The sequence below is a fragment of the Rhodoferax potami genome, assembly GCF_032193765.1.
Classification (GTDB): Bacteria; Pseudomonadota; Gammaproteobacteria; order Burkholderiales; family Burkholderiaceae_C; genus Allorhodoferax; species Allorhodoferax potami.
Map to the genome: position 1 here is coordinate 2,132,653 of NZ_JAVBIJ010000001.1, position 17,243 is coordinate 2,149,895.

Genomic DNA, 17,243 nt, shown 5'->3' on the forward strand with positions numbered 1-17,243 from the left:
GATTACAGGTTGCGATGTGCAACGGGTGTTTCGGGCACCGGGTAGCCAGCAGCACCAAATGTCTCAACGACCGCTTTGTGCGTGTCAAAGTACACCTGCCAGTAGTGGTCTGTATGGGTGTAAGGGCGCACGCACAGCAGAGGACCTTCGGGGGTGAACTGCAGAATTTCGATATCCGGCGCTGGCGAAGTGGCCACATTGGGAATCGCCGCCACAGCGGTGCGCAAGCGGGCAATAGCGTCCTGCACATTCACACCGTTGGCAACCTTGGCCAGGCAATCCACCCGGCGATGCGGCAGCACGCTGAAGTTTTGAATCGAACCGGAGAATACGGTGTTGTTTCCGACGATGGTGATCACGTTGTCGGGCGTGATCAGCGTGGTCCCGAAAAGGCCCAACTCTTTCACCGTACCGGTGATACCACCGGCCGTGACGAAATCACCCACTTTGTACGGACGAAGGACTTGCATAAACACGCCAGCCGCAAAGTGCGTCAGTAAGCCGCCCCATGCGGTACCGATCGCAAGGCCTGCGCCTGCGAGCAGCGCGGCAAAGGAGGTCGTTTTGACACCAAAAATATCAAGAATCGCGAGAATCAAAACGATGTTGAGCAACACCGAAATAATGGAGGTCAGGTAGTTGGCCAGTGTCTGGTCTACTTTTCCACCGCGCTGCAAACCCGCACCTAAGAGGCGCAGTGCCATGCCAATCAGCCAGCGGCCAATAATCCAGGCGGCCAGCGCGCCCATGAGCTTCAAACCGAAGTCCGCACCTTGGGTGCTTAAAAAATTCCAAATAACTTCCGTATTCATACCTGTACTCCCGATAGTGATACCGCCTACTGGCGGACGACATCCGCCCCTGCAGGCGGCTTGAACTGAAACAGTTCGGGATTTATAACGGCGTTGGTCTGGAATCCGCTGAAGGTGATAACTGATTTTTGGCCGAAAGTGTCGACTATTTCAAGTTTTTCCAGTTGGTTTTGGCGAAAGCCCACCCGCACCGACTGCAGCTGGTTGTCTTTGGCTTTGGGAAATCCCAATACCCATTGCAAGCCATCCTGGTCAGCGGCGTCTGCAAGATTGAAATCGTTTTGCAACGTCTTGATGTCTGCCGATGATGCAATCAAGGCCGCGGGCGTGGAGCCCAAGGCCTGCGCTTGCTTGCGGGCAGTGACCTGGTTCAGGTCCACGTCGTACAGCCACACCGTTTGCCCATCGGCCACGATCAGTTGTTCAAACGGTTTTTTGTAAGTGAATTTGAAACGCCCCGGGCGCGCGAACTCAAACGTCCCGCTGGAGGTTTTGCTGCGCGCCACTTGACCATCTCGGGGCGGCGCCGTGACCACCTGCGTGAAATCCGCCCTGCCAGATTTGACATTGCGCACAAAGGACTCTAAGTCATTCATGCCGCTAGCCCACGCAGATATTGCGCAAGCAGCTATTAAAAATGTAGCAAAACGCTTCATATCTACCTTATTCGTTACGACTCGGTACCAAAATCTCGCGCTGGCCGCTACCGCTCATGGCACTGACCAGCCCTGCTTTTTCCATGTCTTCCACAAGCCGGGCTGCGCGGTTATAGCCAATTTTGAGGTGCCGCTGTACCAGCGAGATACTGGCCTTGCGATTCTTGAGGACCACCTCAACCGCCTGGTCGTACATCGGGTCTTTTTCGCCGCCGCCCTCTTCTCCGCCGGGGCCGTCCTCTCCATCGACCGTGCCACCTTCGAGCACGCCTTCGATGTAGTCTGGCTCACCTTGGCTCTTGAGGTAGCTCACCACGCGGTGCACCTCGTCGTCACTCACAAACGCGCCATGCACCCGCACCGGGAACCCGGTTCCACTGGCCATGTAGAGCATGTCACCCATACCCAGCAGAGCCTCTGCGCCCATCTGGTCCAGGATGGTGCGGCTGTCGATTTTGGAGCCTACCGAAAACGCGATGCGCGTCGGAATGTTGGCCTTGATCAGACCCGTAATCACGTCCACACTGGGACGCTGAGTGGCCAAAATCAAGTGGATGCCAGCCGCTCGCGCCTTCTGGGCCAGCCGCGCAATCAACTCTTCAATCTTCTTGCCCACCACCATCATTAAATCGGCCAGCTCATCGATGATGACCACGATGTGCGGCAAGCGCTGCAAGGGCTCAGGACTCTCAGGCGTGAGGCTAAAGGGGTTGTAAATGAACTCGCCCTTGGCTTTGGCTTCGTCGATCTTGACGTTGTATCCAGCCAGGTTACGCACACCCATCTTGCTCATGAGCTTGTAGCGCTTTTCCATCTCGGCCACGCACCAGTTCAGGCCATGTGCCGCCTGCTTCATATCGGTAACCACGGGGGCTAACAAATGCGGGATGCCTTCATAGACCGACATTTCCAGCATCTTGGGGTCGATCATCAGCAGGCGCACGTCACGGGCCTCGGCCTTGTAGAGCAAGGACAAGATCATGGCGTTGATACCCACCGACTTGCCCGAGCCGGTAGTGCCCGCCACCAGCACGTGCGGCATCTTGGCGAGATCAGCCACGATAGGGTTGCCGATGATGTCTTTGCCTAAGCCCATTGTGAGCATGGACTTGGCTTCGTTGTAGACCTGCGAACCCAAAATCTCCGAGAGGCGGATGCTTTGGCGCTTGGCATTGGGCAACTCCAGCGCCATGTAGTTTTTGCCCGGAATGGTCTCCACTACCCGGATGGAAACCAAGCTCAAGCTCCGCGCCAAGTCTTTCGCCAAGCCCACGATCTGCGAGCCCTTGACGCCGGTGGCAGGTTCGATTTCGTACCGGGTAATGACCGGCCCCGGCTGGGCCAGCACCACACGCACTTCGACGCCAAAGTCTTTCAACTTCTTCTCGATCATGCGGCTGGTCATTTCCAGCGTCTCGGGAGACACCGTTTCCTGCCGCACTTGCGGGTCATCCAGCAGTGCCACTTGGGGCAATTTGCTATCGGGCATCTCAGTGAACAAAGGCTTTTGCCGCTCCTTGGCGACCCGCACGCTAGGCGGCAGCTCCACCAGCACAGGCTCAATCACGACCGGGGCCGGCGCTTGGTACACCACCGTCTCCTCACGCTCCTCGAGGAAAACCTCTTCACGCTCGCGAACCGCCAATTGGCCCAATTCACGATCTTGGGCTTCCTCTTTCTTCTCGCGGCGACTCTCCAGCAAGGAATACAAGAAGGCACCGATGCGCTCCGCGACCCGCGGCCACGAAAAATTAAACACCATCGAAACGCCCACCAAGCCGAGCACGATTGCCACCAAGCCTGACCCAGCAAAGCCCATCCAACGCACGCTCCAAGGCCCGATCAATTGCCCCATGGCACCGCCACTGGCACCCGGGAGCATCAACTCCAAGCGGTACAGGCGCGCCCACTCGAGCGAGGTGCTGGAACACATCAACAGAGCCAAGCCACACCAGAACAACCAACGGCGGTTCACCGGCGCAACTGCCACCGGCTCTTGCGGACCATCTCCACGCAATCGCTGGGCCAACAAAGACAACCAACCACGCGCTGCAGCGGCAACACACCACCACACCGAGAAACCGAAAAGGAAATAGCTCAGATCTGACCACAGGGCACCCAAGCGCCCCACATGGTTCTTGGTCGGCGCGCCCGAGCCCGAAGTGGACCAGGCAGCGTCCTGCGCAGAATGGCTGAACAGCGCGATCAGCCACAAGGCCAGCAGCACAAAGCCCACCACCAGTGCAATTTCGCTCGCAAAGCGACTCACACCCGCGGGGGGCTCTTAAACCTTTTTACGTGTCGGGGAATGAAGTGTGTGTAATGAATAGGTCATGTGCAGACACGCAGCCCGATCCGGCTGCGCAGACGCTGTAGATCAGCGGGGTTTGGAGCGGCGCTCCCACACCCGGATACCACCGTCCTTGTTGGTTTTGATAAAGCCCTGGTCCTCGAAGTCTTTCATGACACGGCTGACCATCTCGCGGGAAGCGCCCACCATTTTGGAAAGGTCCGAGCGCGACACTTTTTCGCGGATCAGCATTTCGCTCTTGTCTACCGGCTCGGCCATGTCCAGCAATACGTTGGCCACACGCCCGTACACACCCATCAGGGCCAATGAAACAATTTTTTGATCGGCGGTGCGCAGGCGCTGGACCAGCCCCCGCATAACAGCCGCCATGATGGTGATGTTGGCATTGACTGCGCGGGTAAAGTCTTCTCGCCCCAGCACCAGCACATCCATTTGCGTATCTGCTTGAACCGTAGCGGAGTGGGCCTCGTTGTCAATCAAGCTCATCTCGCCGATGTAGTCTCCGGCCTTCAAGGTCGCGAGGATGACTTCTTTGCCTTTGCTGTCGGTCTTTACGACATGGGCTCGGCCGGAAAGGATCAGGTAGAGGGCGTTCGAGATTTCGCCCTGCTGCACCACATCCTCCCCTTTCTTGATCTTGCGCTTGGTGACATTGCCAGCCAAGTCCTCTACCTGCTCCAGGGTCAAATTGGCGAAAAGAGGGACTCGGCGGATTAAATCCTGGTTACTCAACATTGCCATTGATAAGCGCTCCTGCTTGCTTTTATGCGATTTCCTACAATCGGGGGTCGGGCTTTGAAATGCCCAGAAGAACCCGCAAGCGCAACCCCATGAGGTTGCGGTCCGATCGAACTGTACACGGCTCGATCTCTGATTTTCGTCGAAGAAGGTTACAACATGTCTAATTCCAAGCACGCCAAGGTTTTGATCCTCGGATCCGGTCCTGCAGGCTACACCGCAGCGGTTTATGCCGCTCGGGCCAACCTCAACCCCGTCCTGGTGACCGGCATCGCCCAAGGCGGCCAACTCATGACTACCACCGAAGTCGACAACTGGCCCGCTGATGTGAACGGCGTTCAGGGCCCCGAACTGATGCAGCGCTTCCAAGAGCACGCAGAGCGCTTCAAAACAGAAATCATTTTTGACCACATCAATGCAGTCGACTTGAGCAAGCGCCCCTTCACACTGAAAGGCGACACCGACAGCTACACCTGCGACTCGCTGATCATTGCCACCGGCGCATCTGCCAAATACCTGGGCCTGCCCTCGGAGTCCGCCTTCATGGGCCGGGGCGTATCCGGCTGCGCCACCTGCGACGGTTTTTTCTATCGCAATGAAGTGTGCTGCGTGGTCGGCGGCGGTAACACCGCGGTCGAAGAAGCGCTCTACCTCTCCAACATCGCCAGCAAGGTTTATCTGGTGCACCGTCGCGACAAATTCAAGGCAGAACCGATCCTCGTGGACAAGCTGATGGACAAAGTGGCTGCTGGCAAGATCGAGCTGAAGACCTTCCAAACGCTGGAAGAGGTTTTGGGCGACTCCACAGGCGTGACCGGCATTCGCCTGAAAAGCGTGCACGACGGCTCTACGGAAGACGTGACACTCAAAGGCTGTTTCATTGCGATTGGCCATGCACCGAATACCGACATCTTCCAGGGCCAGCTCACTCTGGAAAATGGCTACATCGTCACCAATGGTGGCCTCAAGGGCTTTGCCACCCAGACCAGCATTCCCGGCGTATTTGCAGCCGGCGACGTGCAAGACCATGTCTACCGCCAAGCCATCACCAGCGCTGGCACCGGTTGCATGGCGGCACTTGATGCACAGCGCTTCCTCGAGCAGCAGGAATAAGCCCTCAGGGCTGCATTTTTCGAACCGGCTATAATCTGAGGCTTTGCTGAATTCGCCCCGTGAGGGGCCGCCCTTCTGGAAGGGGTTCAGCAGATTCCGTTGAGGTGATCGACGGGGGGTTACCGCCACCCTTTTTTTGGCGAGGTGAGGTCGGTGTACTTTTGCACTGGCCGTATCAATCGGAGTGTCCACATGGCACGCGTATGTGAAGTAACGGGCAAAGGCCCCATGGTCGGAAACAATGTTTCCCACGCCAACAACAAAACCAAGCGCCGGTTCCTGCCGAACCTGCAATATCGCCGTTTCTGGGTCGAAACTGAAAACCGTTGGGTTCGCCTGCGGATTTCGAATGCAGGTTTGCGCCTGATCGACAAAAAGGGTATCGATGTTGTGCTCGCAGATTTGCGCGCACGTGGCCAGGCATAAGGAGCAACACCATGGCAACCAAAGGCGGACGCGAAAAAATCAAGCTGGAATCTACAGCTGGTACCGGTCACTTCTACACGACCGACAAGAACAAGAAGACCATGCCCGAGAAAATGTTGATCAAGAAATTTGATCCCGTTGCTCGCAAGCACGTCGACTACAAGGAAATCAAGCTGAAGTAATTCACGCTTGCCTTGATGAAAAGCCCGCCTTGAGCGGGCTTTTTTACGCCCATTACTTTTGAGCTGTTTCGCTCCGAACGAGGTGGTGAGTGCGCCGGCTTTGCTTCGTGTCCCCCGCCCTGCGGGCTCCTCCTTGACCTACGCAAAGCCGACGCACTCACCACCTCTCGCTATAGAGAAACATACAAGCGTAAAAAAGCCCGCACTAGGCGGGCTTCAATACTGAAAGGCAAACGCTTAGACGCGTGCAGCACGCAGCTTCATAGAGAAGTCACGCAGGGCGGCAATACCGCTCTCTTCAGCGCGGTGGCACCATGCTTGCAGATCTTTGGTCAGCTGCTCGCGAGAGACGCTAGTGTTCAGCCACAACTGGCGCAACTCTTCGCGCATCGTCACCATCTTGTCCAGAACCGGCGAGGCTGCACGGGCCTGAGCCAATTGCGAAGCCTCAGCGGCCGGCACTTTCTCCACATCGCGGTGCATCCAGCGTTTGGCGGCTTGGATCACAGCGGCATCTGCGCTACGCGCTTTCATGGCTGCGAGCTCAACACGTGCTGCCTGGCGCACACCGTTGGCATAGGCGGCCATGATTTCATAACGGTTAGCGATCAGCGCCTCGAGGGTTTTCTCATCAGCCACAGGGCGGACATCACCGTAAGCGGCTTTAGGCGGTGTCTTTTTGACTTTCGCCAAACCCAAGGCGCTCATGATGGAGATATACATCCAGCCGATATCGAACTCGTAAGGCTTCACCGACAGCTTTGCTGATGTAGGGTAGGTGTGGTGGTTGTTGTGCAACTCTTCACCAGCAATGATGATGCCCCAAGGAGAGATGTTGGTGGAAGCGTCGGTCGCCTCAAAGTTGCGGTAGCCCCAATAGTGGGCCGCGCCGTTGATGATGCCGGCAGCGGTGATAGGCGTCCACGCCATTTGCAAAGCCCAGACTGCAAGACCAGCTGCACCGAACAAAAACAGGTCGATGATCATCATCAAACCCACGCCCTGCCAAGAGAAGCGGGTGTACAGGTTGCGCTCAATCCAGTCATCGGGCGTGCCGTGGCCGAAACGGGCCATAGTTTCCTTGTTCTTGGACTCTGCGCGGTAGAGTTCCGCTCCGCGGAACAACACGGTTTTGATGCCATGCACATGGGGGCTGTGCGGATCTTCCGCCTGCTCGCACTTGGCGTGGTGCTTGCGGTGGATCGCCGCCCACTCTTTGGTAACTTGGCCTGTCGTCAGCCACAGCCAGAAACGGAAGAAATGGGACGCGATCGGGTGCAGGTCCAAAGACCGGTGCGCTTGGTGGCGGTGCAAGAAGACCGTCACACTGATCATGGTGATGTGCGTCAACGCCAAAGTGAACAAAACAATTTGCCACCAAGCCAGATCCCACGTGCCATGGGCCAGCCACTCGATGGCTGCGTTCAAAACTGCCCAGTCAGGTAACAACATAGTTTGCTCAATCTCTCAACGAGGTTTGGTTAGTTATGACAAGGCGGCGACCTACACCGCCTTGTGAGACCGCTATTTTAGACGCGGCAGCCAATTTTGGGCGACTTAAATCAAAACGAAGTTAAAAAACATTAACTTTCGTCAAAACAATCACTTCTTTTGCCAAGCCGCAGCAAAGAAACCGTCCGTTCCGTGGCGATGAGGCCACAAACGGAGGTAAAGCTGCCCGTCTTCGCCGCCGGCGCACAAGCTTGGGGCGCCCTCCACCTTCTGTGCTGCCAAGACTTCTCCGGCCGACAAAGGCACAAAGTCTGGGTTGGCTGCAGCAAAGGCTTCGGCAATCGCTTCGTTTTCCTGCGGCAATACGCTGCAGGTTGCATACACCAGGCGACCACCCGACTTCACCATGCGCGATGCACTTTGCAGAATCGCGGCCTGTTTCACCGCCATCTCTTCTACACCGGCCATCGTCTGGCGCCACTTAAGGTCCGGATTACGGCGCAAAGTTCCCAAGCCGGTGCAAGGCGCGTCCACCAACACCCGGTCGAGCTTGCCTGTCAGGCGTTTCACACGGTCATCCCGCTCGTGCGCGATGGCTGCCGGGTGCACATTGGACAGACCGCTGCGCGCCATGCGTGGTTTGAGCGCATCGAGGCGGTGGGCGGAGGTGTCAAACGCGTACAGGCGGCCGGTGCTGCGCATCGAAGCGCCCAGGGCCAAAGTTTTGCCACCGGCGCCCGCACAAAAGTCCACCACCATTTCGCCGCGCTTGGCGTCGACCAACATGGCGAGCAGCTGGGAGCCCTCGTCCTGAACTTCAAAATCACCGCGCAAAAACGCCTCGTTCTTGTTCAGTGCGGGTTTGCCCGCAATGCGCAAGCCCCAAGGGGAAAACGGGGTCGGCACTGCCTTGATACCCGCTTGTTGGAGTTCTTTTTGCACATCGGCGCGCTTGGCTTTAAGTGCGTTAACACGCAAATCCAGGCCTGCGCCGAGGTTCAGGTTTTCCACCAAAGGCCAGAAACCAGCGCCCAACTGGTCTTTCAAGGGCTGCACCAGCCATTCAGGCAGGTTGTGGCGATGGCGCTCCATCAAGTCTTCGGGCTTGACGGCTTCGCACTGGTCGAGCCAGCGCTTTTCTTGGTCCGTCAATGCGCTGCGCAGGAAATCACCGGGGCCGTAAAAACCCAGAATCGCCAAACGGCGCTCCTTGGGGCCGCTACCGGAAGGCGCCAGGTGGTCAAACAGCAGTTTTTTGCGCAAAACGGTGTAGACCGTTTCGGCGAGGGTGGCGCGCTCGCGCGGCCCCAAGCCACGGTTGTCGCGGAAAAAACGGGAGACGATGGCGTCTGCGGGATGGTCGAATTTGAGAGTGAGCCGGACCAATTCGGAACAGGCGTCAAGCAGAGCTTTTGGATGCATAGCCTAGTATTGTCCCATGTTCGATGAAAAACTCCCCCCACTCGTTGTCACCCCACCCGGTACATACCGCCATTACAAGGGCGGCATGTACCAAGTGCTGGACACGGTGCGCCACAGCGAAACCTGCGAGCCCATGACCCTTTACCGCGCGCTGTACGGCGAACAGGGCCTGTGGGTGCGCCCGGCCGCCATGTTTTTGGAAACCGTGGTGATTGACGGTGTGACCCAACCGCGCTTCACCCTCATTACCCAAGAAAAAGCCACCTAGCTCACGCTTAGTAAGCGTAAGCAGCTCTCTTTTTTATAGCAAAACTAGCCCAAAGGCAGCACCAGCTCAGCCTCGATGCCCCCACCGGGCCGGTTGCGCAGCTGCAAGCTGCCCCCGTGCTGGCGCGCAATATCGTGGGCGGCAGCCAAACCCAGACCTACCCCACCGGTGTGCCGGTTGCGAGAACCCTCCACCCGATAAAAGGGCTGCAGCACCCTGCTGAGCTCGGCCTCAGGGATTCCGGGGCCATCGTCATGCACCAGCACCCGCAGCATCGGCCCTGCCGGTACGAGGTGCACCCGGGCACTGCCGCCGTAGCGCACCGCGTTGTCCAGCAAATTGCTGATGCACCGCCGCAGCGCGGTGGGCTGCGCCCGCACCGGGGGCACAGGTGGCAGGGTCAGGGCCTGCACATCATGGCCACAGTCCTGCTGGTCGTGCGCCAGGCTCTCAACCAGCGACACCATGTCCATCGGCACCCAGGGCTCCGCATCGGCGGCACCCCGCAAATAGTCCAGGGTGACCCGGATCATGGTGTCCATCTCCGCGACATCTTTGGCAAAGCGCTGGCGGTCGGCTGCATCCTTCAAGGATTCGGCGCGCAGAGCCAATCGGGTCAGCGGCGTGCGCAGGTCGTGCGACACCGCGGCCACGAACTGGTCGCGCTCTTCCAGCTGGGCCCGGATGCGCTGCTGCATCCGGTTGAACACCTGGGTGGCCTCGCGGCATTCGCGGGTGCCGCTCTCGGGCAACGGTGGCCGGTGAATGTTGTGGCCCAGCTCCCGGGCCGCACCGGCCAGGCGCCGCACCGGGTCTGACAGCCAACGGGCACCGATCCACGCCGCCAACAAAAGGGCCGAAAGACGTACCCCAATGTCCAGCAGCAACTCCAATGGCGGTGGCCCGTGGGGCGGCAGCGGCAAGCCAGGTGGTGGCATGCCGGGCGGAAAATCCGGCCGCATCTCAAACAACATGGTGAGCGCAAGCACATGGCTGCTGATCACAGCCACCGCCAGCAGCATGGCCAAGCGGCCGAACAAACTATCCGGTAAACAGCGCTCCGCGCCCGAAGCCAGTCGCGCCCTCCAGGTGTGCAGCAGGCTCACACCCGCCATGCCATCCGCCCTTGGACCGACTGGACATTGAACATGTAACCCGCGCCGCGCACGGTTTTGATCATGGAGGGCTCGTCCGGGTCATCGGCCAGCTTTTGCCGAAGCCGGGAGACCAGCAGGTCAATGCTGCGCTCAAACGCGTCCATGGCGCGGCCGCGCGCTTGCTCCATCAGCTGGTCGCGGCTGAACAGGCGCCGGGGCGTCTGCAAAAAGGTATTCAAGAGCCGGAACTCGGCATTGGAGAGGGCCACCACCAAACCGGTGGGCGACACCAGAGTGCGCTCCTCGCGGTGCAGCTCCCAGCCGTCAAAACAAACCACGTCGCTGCGGGCCAGGTTCGGGGCGGCGTCGTGGGCGCCTTGCGAACGGCGCAGCACGGTGTGGATGCGGGCGACCAGCTCACGCGGCTCAAAGGGTTTGCCCATGTAATCGTCCGCCCCGTTTTCTAGCCCCATGATGCGGTCAAAGGTGGTGGTCCGCGCGGTGAGCATGATCACCGGGATCTGCGAACGCTCCCGGATTTCGCGGGACAGCGTGAGGCCATCGGTGCCCGGCAGCATCACATCCAGCACCACCAGGTTCACGGTATGGCGCTCCAGTTGGGCGCGCATGCTGTCGGCGTCACAGGCGGTGTGCACCTCGAAGTTAAAGCGACTGAGGTAGTCGCCCAGCAGCTCGGTGATTTCGGCGTCGTCGTCGACGATGAGGATGGATATCTTGGTATTCATGGACAGTCCCTGCGGCCCGGTCAGTGTAGAAAACCACCCGCCCCGCAAAGCCCCGAAATGGCGGGTGGGCCGCCCGCATCTCCCCGCTTGAAACCGCCTTGTGTATCAGGCCCGGTACAAAGCAGACAAACCGGCGATACCTGCGCTTTCAAGAATGGGGCGGTCGCTCGGTGCTTGTGGTTCCGGGTGGCACACCAACCACCTATTTTGAAAGGAAATGACCATGAGCAGCATCAGCGGGGTCAGTGGCTCCAGCAGCGCTTGGGCCGCAGTCAGTGCGCAGCGGGCGCAGCACCAGGCGAAGATGTTCGCCAAGGTCGATACCGACAGCAGTGGCGGCGTCGACCAGACCGAACTCAGCAGTATGTTGAGCGACGTCGCCAGCAAAACCGGGGCCAGCCTGGGCGACAGTCAAGAGTTGTTCACCAAAATGGACAGCAACGCCGACGGCAGCCTCTCCAGCGACGAGCTGGACAAGGGCATGAAAGACCTGATGCCTCCGCCATCGACCATGGACTTCGCACAGTCGCGCGGCATGGGCGGCAGCAATGGCAGCCAGGACGACCTGTTCAGCAAGGTCGACACGGATAGAGATGGCGCGGTCAGCCAGGACGAGCTGCAAGTGCTGACCGACAAAATCAAGTCAGAGTCCGGCCAATACGTCAGCCAGGATTTCAGCCTGCTCGATGCCGATGGCAGCGGCTCTTTGTCGCAGGCTGAGTTCGATGCCGGCCGGCCCCAGCCGCCCGCGGGTGCCCAAGGGCCCCAAGGCGCACAAGGCCCCGGTGGTCCGGGCGGCCCGGGCGGTCCTCCTCCAAGCGGCGGCCCCGGCGGTGCCGGCAAGACCGAGTCCAGCAGCACCACCACTTACGACACGCTGGACACCAACCAGGACGGCACCGTGTCCGAGATGGAACGCATGGTGGGCGAACTCCAAGAGGCCGTCGCCAGCCTAGCCAGCAGCAGCGATGCCAGCGGCAACACCACCACCAACCAGCAAATTGCCGAGCTGGCCCAAAAGATCTACGCCTAGGTCGCCGAGGGCCTGACCGACAGTACCCGCACCCTCAGTACTTCCGCATGATTTAGGTCTCTAGCGCAGGTATTCATTGCGCCTGCCGCTCCTGAATTCATAGCAAATACAAGGCCGGGCCATTTCGGTGGATCCGGCCTTTTTGCTGCCTCGGCCTGTCTTTACCCGTCTTTACCTGCACAGCATGAAGGCGACACCCCAGCACCACACCATCGGCCTATGGCACCTTTTCCCTCCTCTTCACGTCGTTTGCCGCTGCGGCATTGCGCAGCCGCATGCCTGCTGGCCGTGGCCGCGCTGGGCAGCCAGGCGGCCACCATGGATCCGCCAGATGCTGTGCCTGCTGCCGCGCCGGTGGCGCTACCGTCGCAATGGACGCAGGCCAGCAGCGCCACACCCGACAGCCTTGCCCGGTGGTGGGAGCTGTTCCAGGACCCACAGCTCTCCGCCCTGGTCATCCAAGCGCTGCAAGCCAACCCCAGCCTGCGCAAGGCCACGGCCGCACTGCAGCAAGCGCGCGCCCTGCGCGATGCCAAACAAGGTGCCCTGCTGCCCGGCCTGAACGCCAGCGGCTCCGGCCAGCGCAACCAGACCAACGAGCTGCCGGCCACCAACGCCTTCAAAGTTGGGCTGGACGCCAGCTGGGAGCCAGACCTCTTCGGCGCCAAGCGCGCCGCCCTGAATGCCAGCGAAGGCGACGCCCAAGCCCAGCAAGCCACGCTGGCCGATGCCCAGGTCTCGCTGGCAGCCGAGGTGGCCTTGGCCTATTTGCAACTGCGCGGCCAGCAAAGCCAGCTGGCGATTGCGCAGACCAACCTCAGCAGCCAGCAAGAAACCTTGCAGCTCACCGACTGGCGCGCCCAGGCCGGCCTGACCACAAGCCTGGAGGTAGCGCAAGCGCGCACGGCAGTTGAGCAAACCCGGGCCGAGATCCCGACCCTGCAGGCCAGCATTGCAGCCAGCCAACACAGCCTGGCGGTGCTGACCGGGCAAACCCCTACCGCGCTAGTGAGCCCGCTCGGCACGGCGGCCCCCATTCCGCGTGCGCCCGAGCAGTTGGCCATGGCCTTTCCGGCAGACACCTTGCGCCAGCGCCCCGATGTGCGCGCCGAGGAGGCGCGCATCGCCGCCGCCCTGGCCCGTGTCGAGGTAGCGGATGCAGCGCGCTACCCCACGTTTTCGATTGGCGGATCGCTAGGGCTGAGCGCAGTGACCTTGGCCGGGCTGACCAATGGCGCCAGCGTGCTCAGCAGCCTGCTGGCCAGTGTGTCGCTGCCGGTGTTGGACGGCGGCGCCAATGCCGCCACCCTGCGGGCCCAAAAGGCCGCACTGGTGCAAGCCCAAGCCAGCTACCAAAGCACGGTGCTCACCGCACTGCAAGAGGTGGAAGACGCCCTGGCCGCCCTGCGTGGCCAGCGCGCACGCCTGCAGCATCTGCAAAGCGCCGCCAGTGCAGCCGAGCTGGCCGCACTCTTAGCCAGCCAGCGCTACACCAGCGGGCTGATCGACTTTCAAACCGTGCTGAGCACCCAGCGCACCCTCTTGAGCGCGCAAAACAGCGTGGCCAACACCCTGACCGACCTGGGCACCGGCCATGTGCGCCTCTACAAGGCGCTGGGCGGCGGCTGGCAGCCTGACGCTGCAGCCACCCAAGCCGCCACGCCCGCCCCACTTTCTGCAGGACAACCATGAGCACCGACACCGCACCCATTTCTTCCGCCGTGCCCAGCACCGCCGATATTCAGGCCTTGCTGCAAACCGCACCCCCACCCGTCTGGTGGCGCCGGCCTGTGGTGTGGGGCAGCGCCGCCGCCGTGCTGCTCGCCCTGGCAGGCGCCTATGCGTGGCAAAACCAGCGCCAAGCCCAAGCGGCGCCCACCTATGTGAGCGAGGTCGTGCAACGCGGTAACCTCACCCTCAGCGTGTCGGCCAATGGCACGCTGCAGCCCACCCGCTCGGTCAACATCGGCAGCGAGCTCTCGGGCACGGTACGCAATGTGCTGGTGGATGTGAACGACCGTGTGCGCAAAGGCCAACTGCTGGTCGAGCTGGACACCGCCAAACTCAACGACCAGCTCACCAAAAGCCGCGCCGCCCTGAGTGCCACCCAGGCCAAAGTGGCGCAAACCGTGGTCACCGTCAAAGAGTCCCAGCTCAGCCTGGCCCGGCTGGAAGAGGTGGCCCGCCTCTCGGGCGGCAAGGTTCCGTCCAAAACCGAACTCGACAGCGCCCGCGCCACCCTGGAGCGCGCCCAGGCCGACGAGGCCAGCGCCCGCGCCAGTGTGATCGAGGCGCAAGCCGGTGTGTCCAGCGACGCTACCAACCTGTCGAAGGCGTCGATCCGCTCGTCGATCGACGGCGTGGTGCTCACCCGCACTGTCGAGCCGGGCAATGCGGTAGCCGCATCGCTGCAAGCCGTCACGCTGCTGAGCGTGGCAGAAGACCTGAGCAAGCTGCGCCTGCAGGTGAATGTGGACGAGGCCGATGTGGGCTCGGTGAAAGTGGGGCAAAAAGCCAGCTTCACCGTCAGCGCCTACCCTTCGCGCAGATTTCCCGCCACCATCACCCGCGTGGCCTATGGCTCCACCACGACTGAGAATGTGGTCACTTACATCACCTATTTGGAGGTCGACAACAGCGACCTGACCCTGCGCCCCGGCATGACAGCCACCGCCACCATCACCGCCACGGAGCGCAAAGACGTGCTGTTGGTGCCCAACACCGCCCTGCGCTACAGCCCCAGCAGCACGGCTGGCAAGGCCGGTGCAGGTGCCGGTGCTGGTGGCAGCAGCGTTGTGGGCAGCCTTTTGCCCCGTATGCCCGGCGGCACCGCCCGCAAAACCGCAGGCACCGCGGCCGGCGGCAACAAACAGGTGTGGGTGCTGCGCGATGGCGTGGCCACCGCCGTCCCGGTGCAAACCGGCATCAGCGACGGCCGCATGACCGAAGTCACCGGCGGCGAGCTGGCCCCCGATATGCTGGTGATCACCGACCAGCGCAGCGCCGGGGCCAAACCATGAGTGCGGCACCGCTGATTGAGCTCAAGGGCGTGACCCGCACCTATGGCGAAGGCGCTACCGCCCTGCAGGCCCTCAAAGGGGTGAACCTGCGCATTGAGGCCGGGGACTTTGTGGCCATCATGGGTCCCAGCGGCTCGGGCAAGTCCACCGCCATGAACACCCTGGGCTGCCTTGACACACCCACCACCGGCGAATACTTGTTCCAGGGCGTGCACGTCGAAACCTTGGGCCGCGACCAGCGCGCACGCCTGCGCCGCCACTACCTGGGCTTTGTGTTTCAGGGCTTTAACTTGCTGGCCCGCACCTCGGCGCAAGAAAATGTGGAGCTGCCCTTGCTGTACCGCGGAGAGTCGGCACAAGCGCGCCACCAGGCCGCAGCACGGGCGCTGGCCCAGGTGGGCCTGCAAGGCTGGGAGCACCACACACCGGCCGAACTGTCTGGAGGGCAGCAGCAGCGAGTGGCGATTGCCCGCGCCATCGTCACCCAACCCACCGTGCTGCTGGCCGACGAGCCCACCGGAAACCTCGACACCAAACGCAGCGCCGAAATCATGGAGCTGCTGCAAGACCTGAACGTGCAGCACGGCATTACCGTGCTCATGGTGACCCACGAACCCGACATGGCGGCCTATGCCAAACGCATGGTGCGTTTTGTGGACGGCCTGGTGGAGAGTGATGTGCTCAACCCCCACCCTGTGCAGCGGCACGCAGCAGCCCCGCAAGAGGTGCACTGATGCTGCTCAACACCATATTGCTGGCCCTGCGCTCCATCCGGCGCAACCTGATGCGGTCCTTTCTCACGGTGCTGGGCATTGTGATCGGCGTGAGCGCCGTCATCACCATGGTGACCTTGGGCAACGGCGCCACACAGGCGGTGCAGACCCAAATATCGAGCCTGGGCACCAACTTGCTGCAAATCCGCCCCGGCCAACGCATGGGCCCGGGTGCTGGGGGTGGCGCAGCGCCGTCCTTCAAAGAGGCCGATGCCACCGCCATTGCCGGCCAGATCGGCGGGGTCTCGGCGGTAGCGCCCGAGTCGCGCAGCAGCGCTACGGTGGTGGCCAATGGCCGCAACTGGACGTCGAGCGTGGTCGGCAGCAGCAATGCCTGGCTCACCACTGGCAACTGGCTGCTCCAGGAGGGACGCGAGTTCAGCGACGACGAGCTGCGCGCCGGCGCCGCCAGCTGCATCATTGGCGAAACCGTGCGCCGCGAAATGTTTGGCAGCACCCCGGCCCTGGGCCAGGCCCTGCGGGTCAAGCAGGTGTCGTGCGAGGTGGTAGGCATTCTGGCCTCCAAGGGCCAGGGCAGCTTTGGCAACGACCAGGACGATGTGGTGCTGGTGCCCCTCAAAACCCTGCAACGCCGCATCACCGGCAACACCCGGGTCAACACACTGCTGGTCTCCATGGCCGAGGGCAGCGATGCCACCCGCATCAAGGCGGGCATTACCCAGCTGCTGCGCGAGCAGCGCAAGCTGGCCGATGGTGTGGAAGACAACTTCAACGTGCTGGACACCAAGCAACTGGCCGACACCCTGTCGGGCACCACACAGATCATGACCACCCTTTTGGGCGCCGTGGCCGCCGTGAGCCTGCTGGTGGGCGGCATCGGAGTGATGAACATCATGCTGGTAAGCGTGACTGAGCGCACCCGCGAGATCGGCCTGCGCCTGGCCATCGGCGCGCTGGAGCGCGAGGTGCTGCTGCAGTTCCTGATCGAAGCCGTGGTGCTCGCCTCGCTGGGCGGCCTGCTGGGGGTGGCGCTGGCCACGGTCGCGTCTTTGGGCTTGGCCGCGCTGATGCAGATCCCCTACAGCTTCAACCTCGGGGTGAACCTGATGTCGTTTGCCTTCTCGGCGGCCATTGGCGTGGTGTTTGGTTTTGTGCCCGCCCGTCGGGCCGCACGGCTGGACCCGATCGAGGCACTGCGGCACGAATGAACTGGGGCAGAGGAGTTTTGATCAA

16 protein-coding genes and 1 pseudogene are annotated in these 17,243 nt (G+C 61.3%); 9 read left to right on the forward strand and 8 right to left on the reverse strand.

Features of this window, described 5'->3' with window-relative positions:
* Positions 1–2 precede the first annotated feature (2 nt).
* From RAE21_RS10210 to RAE21_RS10225, 4 genes and pseudogenes are all read right to left on the reverse strand, one after another.
* A complete protein-coding gene (locus RAE21_RS10210; protein ID WP_313881263.1) occupies positions 3–812 on the reverse strand; it encodes a mechanosensitive ion channel family protein in 810 nt (269 codons plus the stop codon).
* Between the two features lie 26 nt (positions 813–838).
* Complete coding sequence (gene lolA / locus RAE21_RS10215; protein WP_313881264.1) at positions 839–1,468, reverse strand: outer membrane lipoprotein periplasmic chaperone LolA; 630 nt, start codon at positions 1,466–1,468, stop codon at positions 839–841.
* Between the two features lie 7 nt (positions 1,469–1,475).
* Positions 1,476–3,803, reverse strand: a pseudogene (locus RAE21_RS10220) (DNA translocase FtsK).
* Between the two features lie 42 nt (positions 3,804–3,845).
* A complete protein-coding gene (locus RAE21_RS10225) occupies positions 3,846–4,520 on the reverse strand; it encodes a Crp/Fnr family transcriptional regulator (RefSeq protein ID WP_313881265.1) in 675 nt (224 codons plus the stop codon).
* A gap of 156 nt (positions 4,521–4,676) precedes the next feature.
* On the opposite strand from RAE21_RS10225, the gene trxB reads away from it, so the two are divergent.
* The 3 genes from trxB (at position 4,677) to rpmG (ending at position 6,238) form a co-directional block, all read left to right on the forward strand.
* Positions 4,677–5,630 carry a thioredoxin-disulfide reductase gene (gene trxB / locus RAE21_RS10230; RefSeq protein ID WP_313881266.1) on the forward strand — a complete coding sequence of 318 codons (954 nt, stop codon included), beginning with the start codon at positions 4,677–4,679 and terminating at the stop codon, positions 5,628–5,630.
* A gap of 192 nt (positions 5,631–5,822) precedes the next feature.
* Positions 5,823–6,056: a 50S ribosomal protein L28 gene (rpmB, locus tag RAE21_RS10235; protein WP_105260014.1), complete on the forward strand. Its 234-nt coding sequence runs from the start codon at positions 5,823–5,825 to the stop codon at positions 6,054–6,056.
* A gap of 11 nt (positions 6,057–6,067) precedes the next feature.
* Positions 6,068–6,238 carry a 50S ribosomal protein L33 gene (rpmG, locus tag RAE21_RS10240; RefSeq protein WP_087496788.1) on the forward strand — a complete coding sequence of 57 codons (171 nt, stop codon included), beginning with the start codon at positions 6,068–6,070 and terminating at the stop codon, positions 6,236–6,238.
* Positions 6,239–6,475: 237 nt separating this feature from the next.
* Here the strand turns inward: rpmG and RAE21_RS10245 are convergent, their stop codons facing one another.
* Positions 6,476–7,690: a DesA family fatty acid desaturase gene (locus RAE21_RS10245; RefSeq protein ID WP_313881267.1), complete on the reverse strand. Its 1,215-nt coding sequence runs from the start codon at positions 7,688–7,690 to the stop codon at positions 6,476–6,478.
* Positions 7,691–7,840: 150 nt separating this feature from the next.
* Positions 7,841–9,112: an RsmB/NOP family class I SAM-dependent RNA methyltransferase gene (locus tag RAE21_RS10250; protein WP_313875494.1), complete on the reverse strand. Its 1,272-nt coding sequence runs from the start codon at positions 9,110–9,112 to the stop codon at positions 7,841–7,843.
* Positions 9,113–9,128: 16 nt separating this feature from the next.
* Between RAE21_RS10250 and RAE21_RS10255 the strand changes: the two genes are divergently transcribed.
* On the forward strand, positions 9,129–9,380 hold the full coding sequence (locus tag RAE21_RS10255) for a DUF1653 domain-containing protein (protein WP_313881268.1): 252 nt from the start codon (positions 9,129–9,131) through the stop codon (positions 9,378–9,380).
* A 44-nt stretch (positions 9,381–9,424) separates the two neighbouring features.
* Here the strand turns inward: RAE21_RS10255 and RAE21_RS10260 are convergent, their stop codons facing one another.
* Both RAE21_RS10260 and RAE21_RS10265 read right to left on the reverse strand, forming a co-directional pair.
* The gene (locus RAE21_RS10260; RefSeq protein ID WP_313881269.1) at positions 9,425–10,495 is read right to left on the reverse strand and encodes an ATP-binding protein; all 1,071 of its coding nucleotides are present in this window, start codon (positions 10,493–10,495) and stop codon (positions 9,425–9,427) included.
* Entirely contained in the window at positions 10,483–11,223 is a 741-nt protein-coding gene (locus tag RAE21_RS10265) for a response regulator (protein ID WP_313881270.1), read from the reverse strand. Before RAE21_RS10265 ends, RAE21_RS10260 begins: the two co-directional genes overlap by 13 nt.
* A 223-nt stretch (positions 11,224–11,446) precedes the next feature.
* On the opposite strand from RAE21_RS10265, the gene xopAW reads away from it, so the two are divergent.
* The 5 genes from xopAW (at position 11,447) to RAE21_RS10290 (ending at position 17,218) form a co-directional block, all read left to right on the forward strand.
* Positions 11,447–12,256, forward strand: a complete 810-nt coding sequence (gene xopAW, locus RAE21_RS10270; protein ID WP_313881271.1) for a XopAW family type III secretion system calcium-binding effector — start codon at positions 11,447–11,449, stop codon at positions 12,254–12,256.
* Positions 12,257–12,475: 219 nt separating this feature from the next.
* Positions 12,476–13,948: an efflux transporter outer membrane subunit gene (locus RAE21_RS10275; protein ID WP_313881272.1), complete on the forward strand. Its 1,473-nt coding sequence runs from the start codon at positions 12,476–12,478 to the stop codon at positions 13,946–13,948.
* Positions 13,945–15,276, forward strand: coding sequence for an efflux RND transporter periplasmic adaptor subunit (locus RAE21_RS10280; RefSeq protein ID WP_313881273.1), 1,332 nt, complete (start codon positions 13,945–13,947; stop codon positions 15,274–15,276). Before RAE21_RS10275 ends, RAE21_RS10280 begins: the two co-directional genes overlap by 4 nt.
* Positions 15,273–16,010, forward strand: a complete 738-nt coding sequence (locus RAE21_RS10285; protein ID WP_313881274.1) for an ABC transporter ATP-binding protein — start codon at positions 15,273–15,275, stop codon at positions 16,008–16,010. The genes RAE21_RS10280 and RAE21_RS10285 overlap by 4 nt, the downstream gene beginning before the upstream one ends.
* Positions 16,010–17,218 carry an ABC transporter permease gene (locus tag RAE21_RS10290; protein WP_313881275.1) on the forward strand — a complete coding sequence of 403 codons (1,209 nt, stop codon included), beginning with the start codon at positions 16,010–16,012 and terminating at the stop codon, positions 17,216–17,218. The genes RAE21_RS10285 and RAE21_RS10290 overlap by 1 nt, the downstream gene beginning before the upstream one ends.
* Positions 17,219–17,243 lie beyond the last annotated feature (25 nt).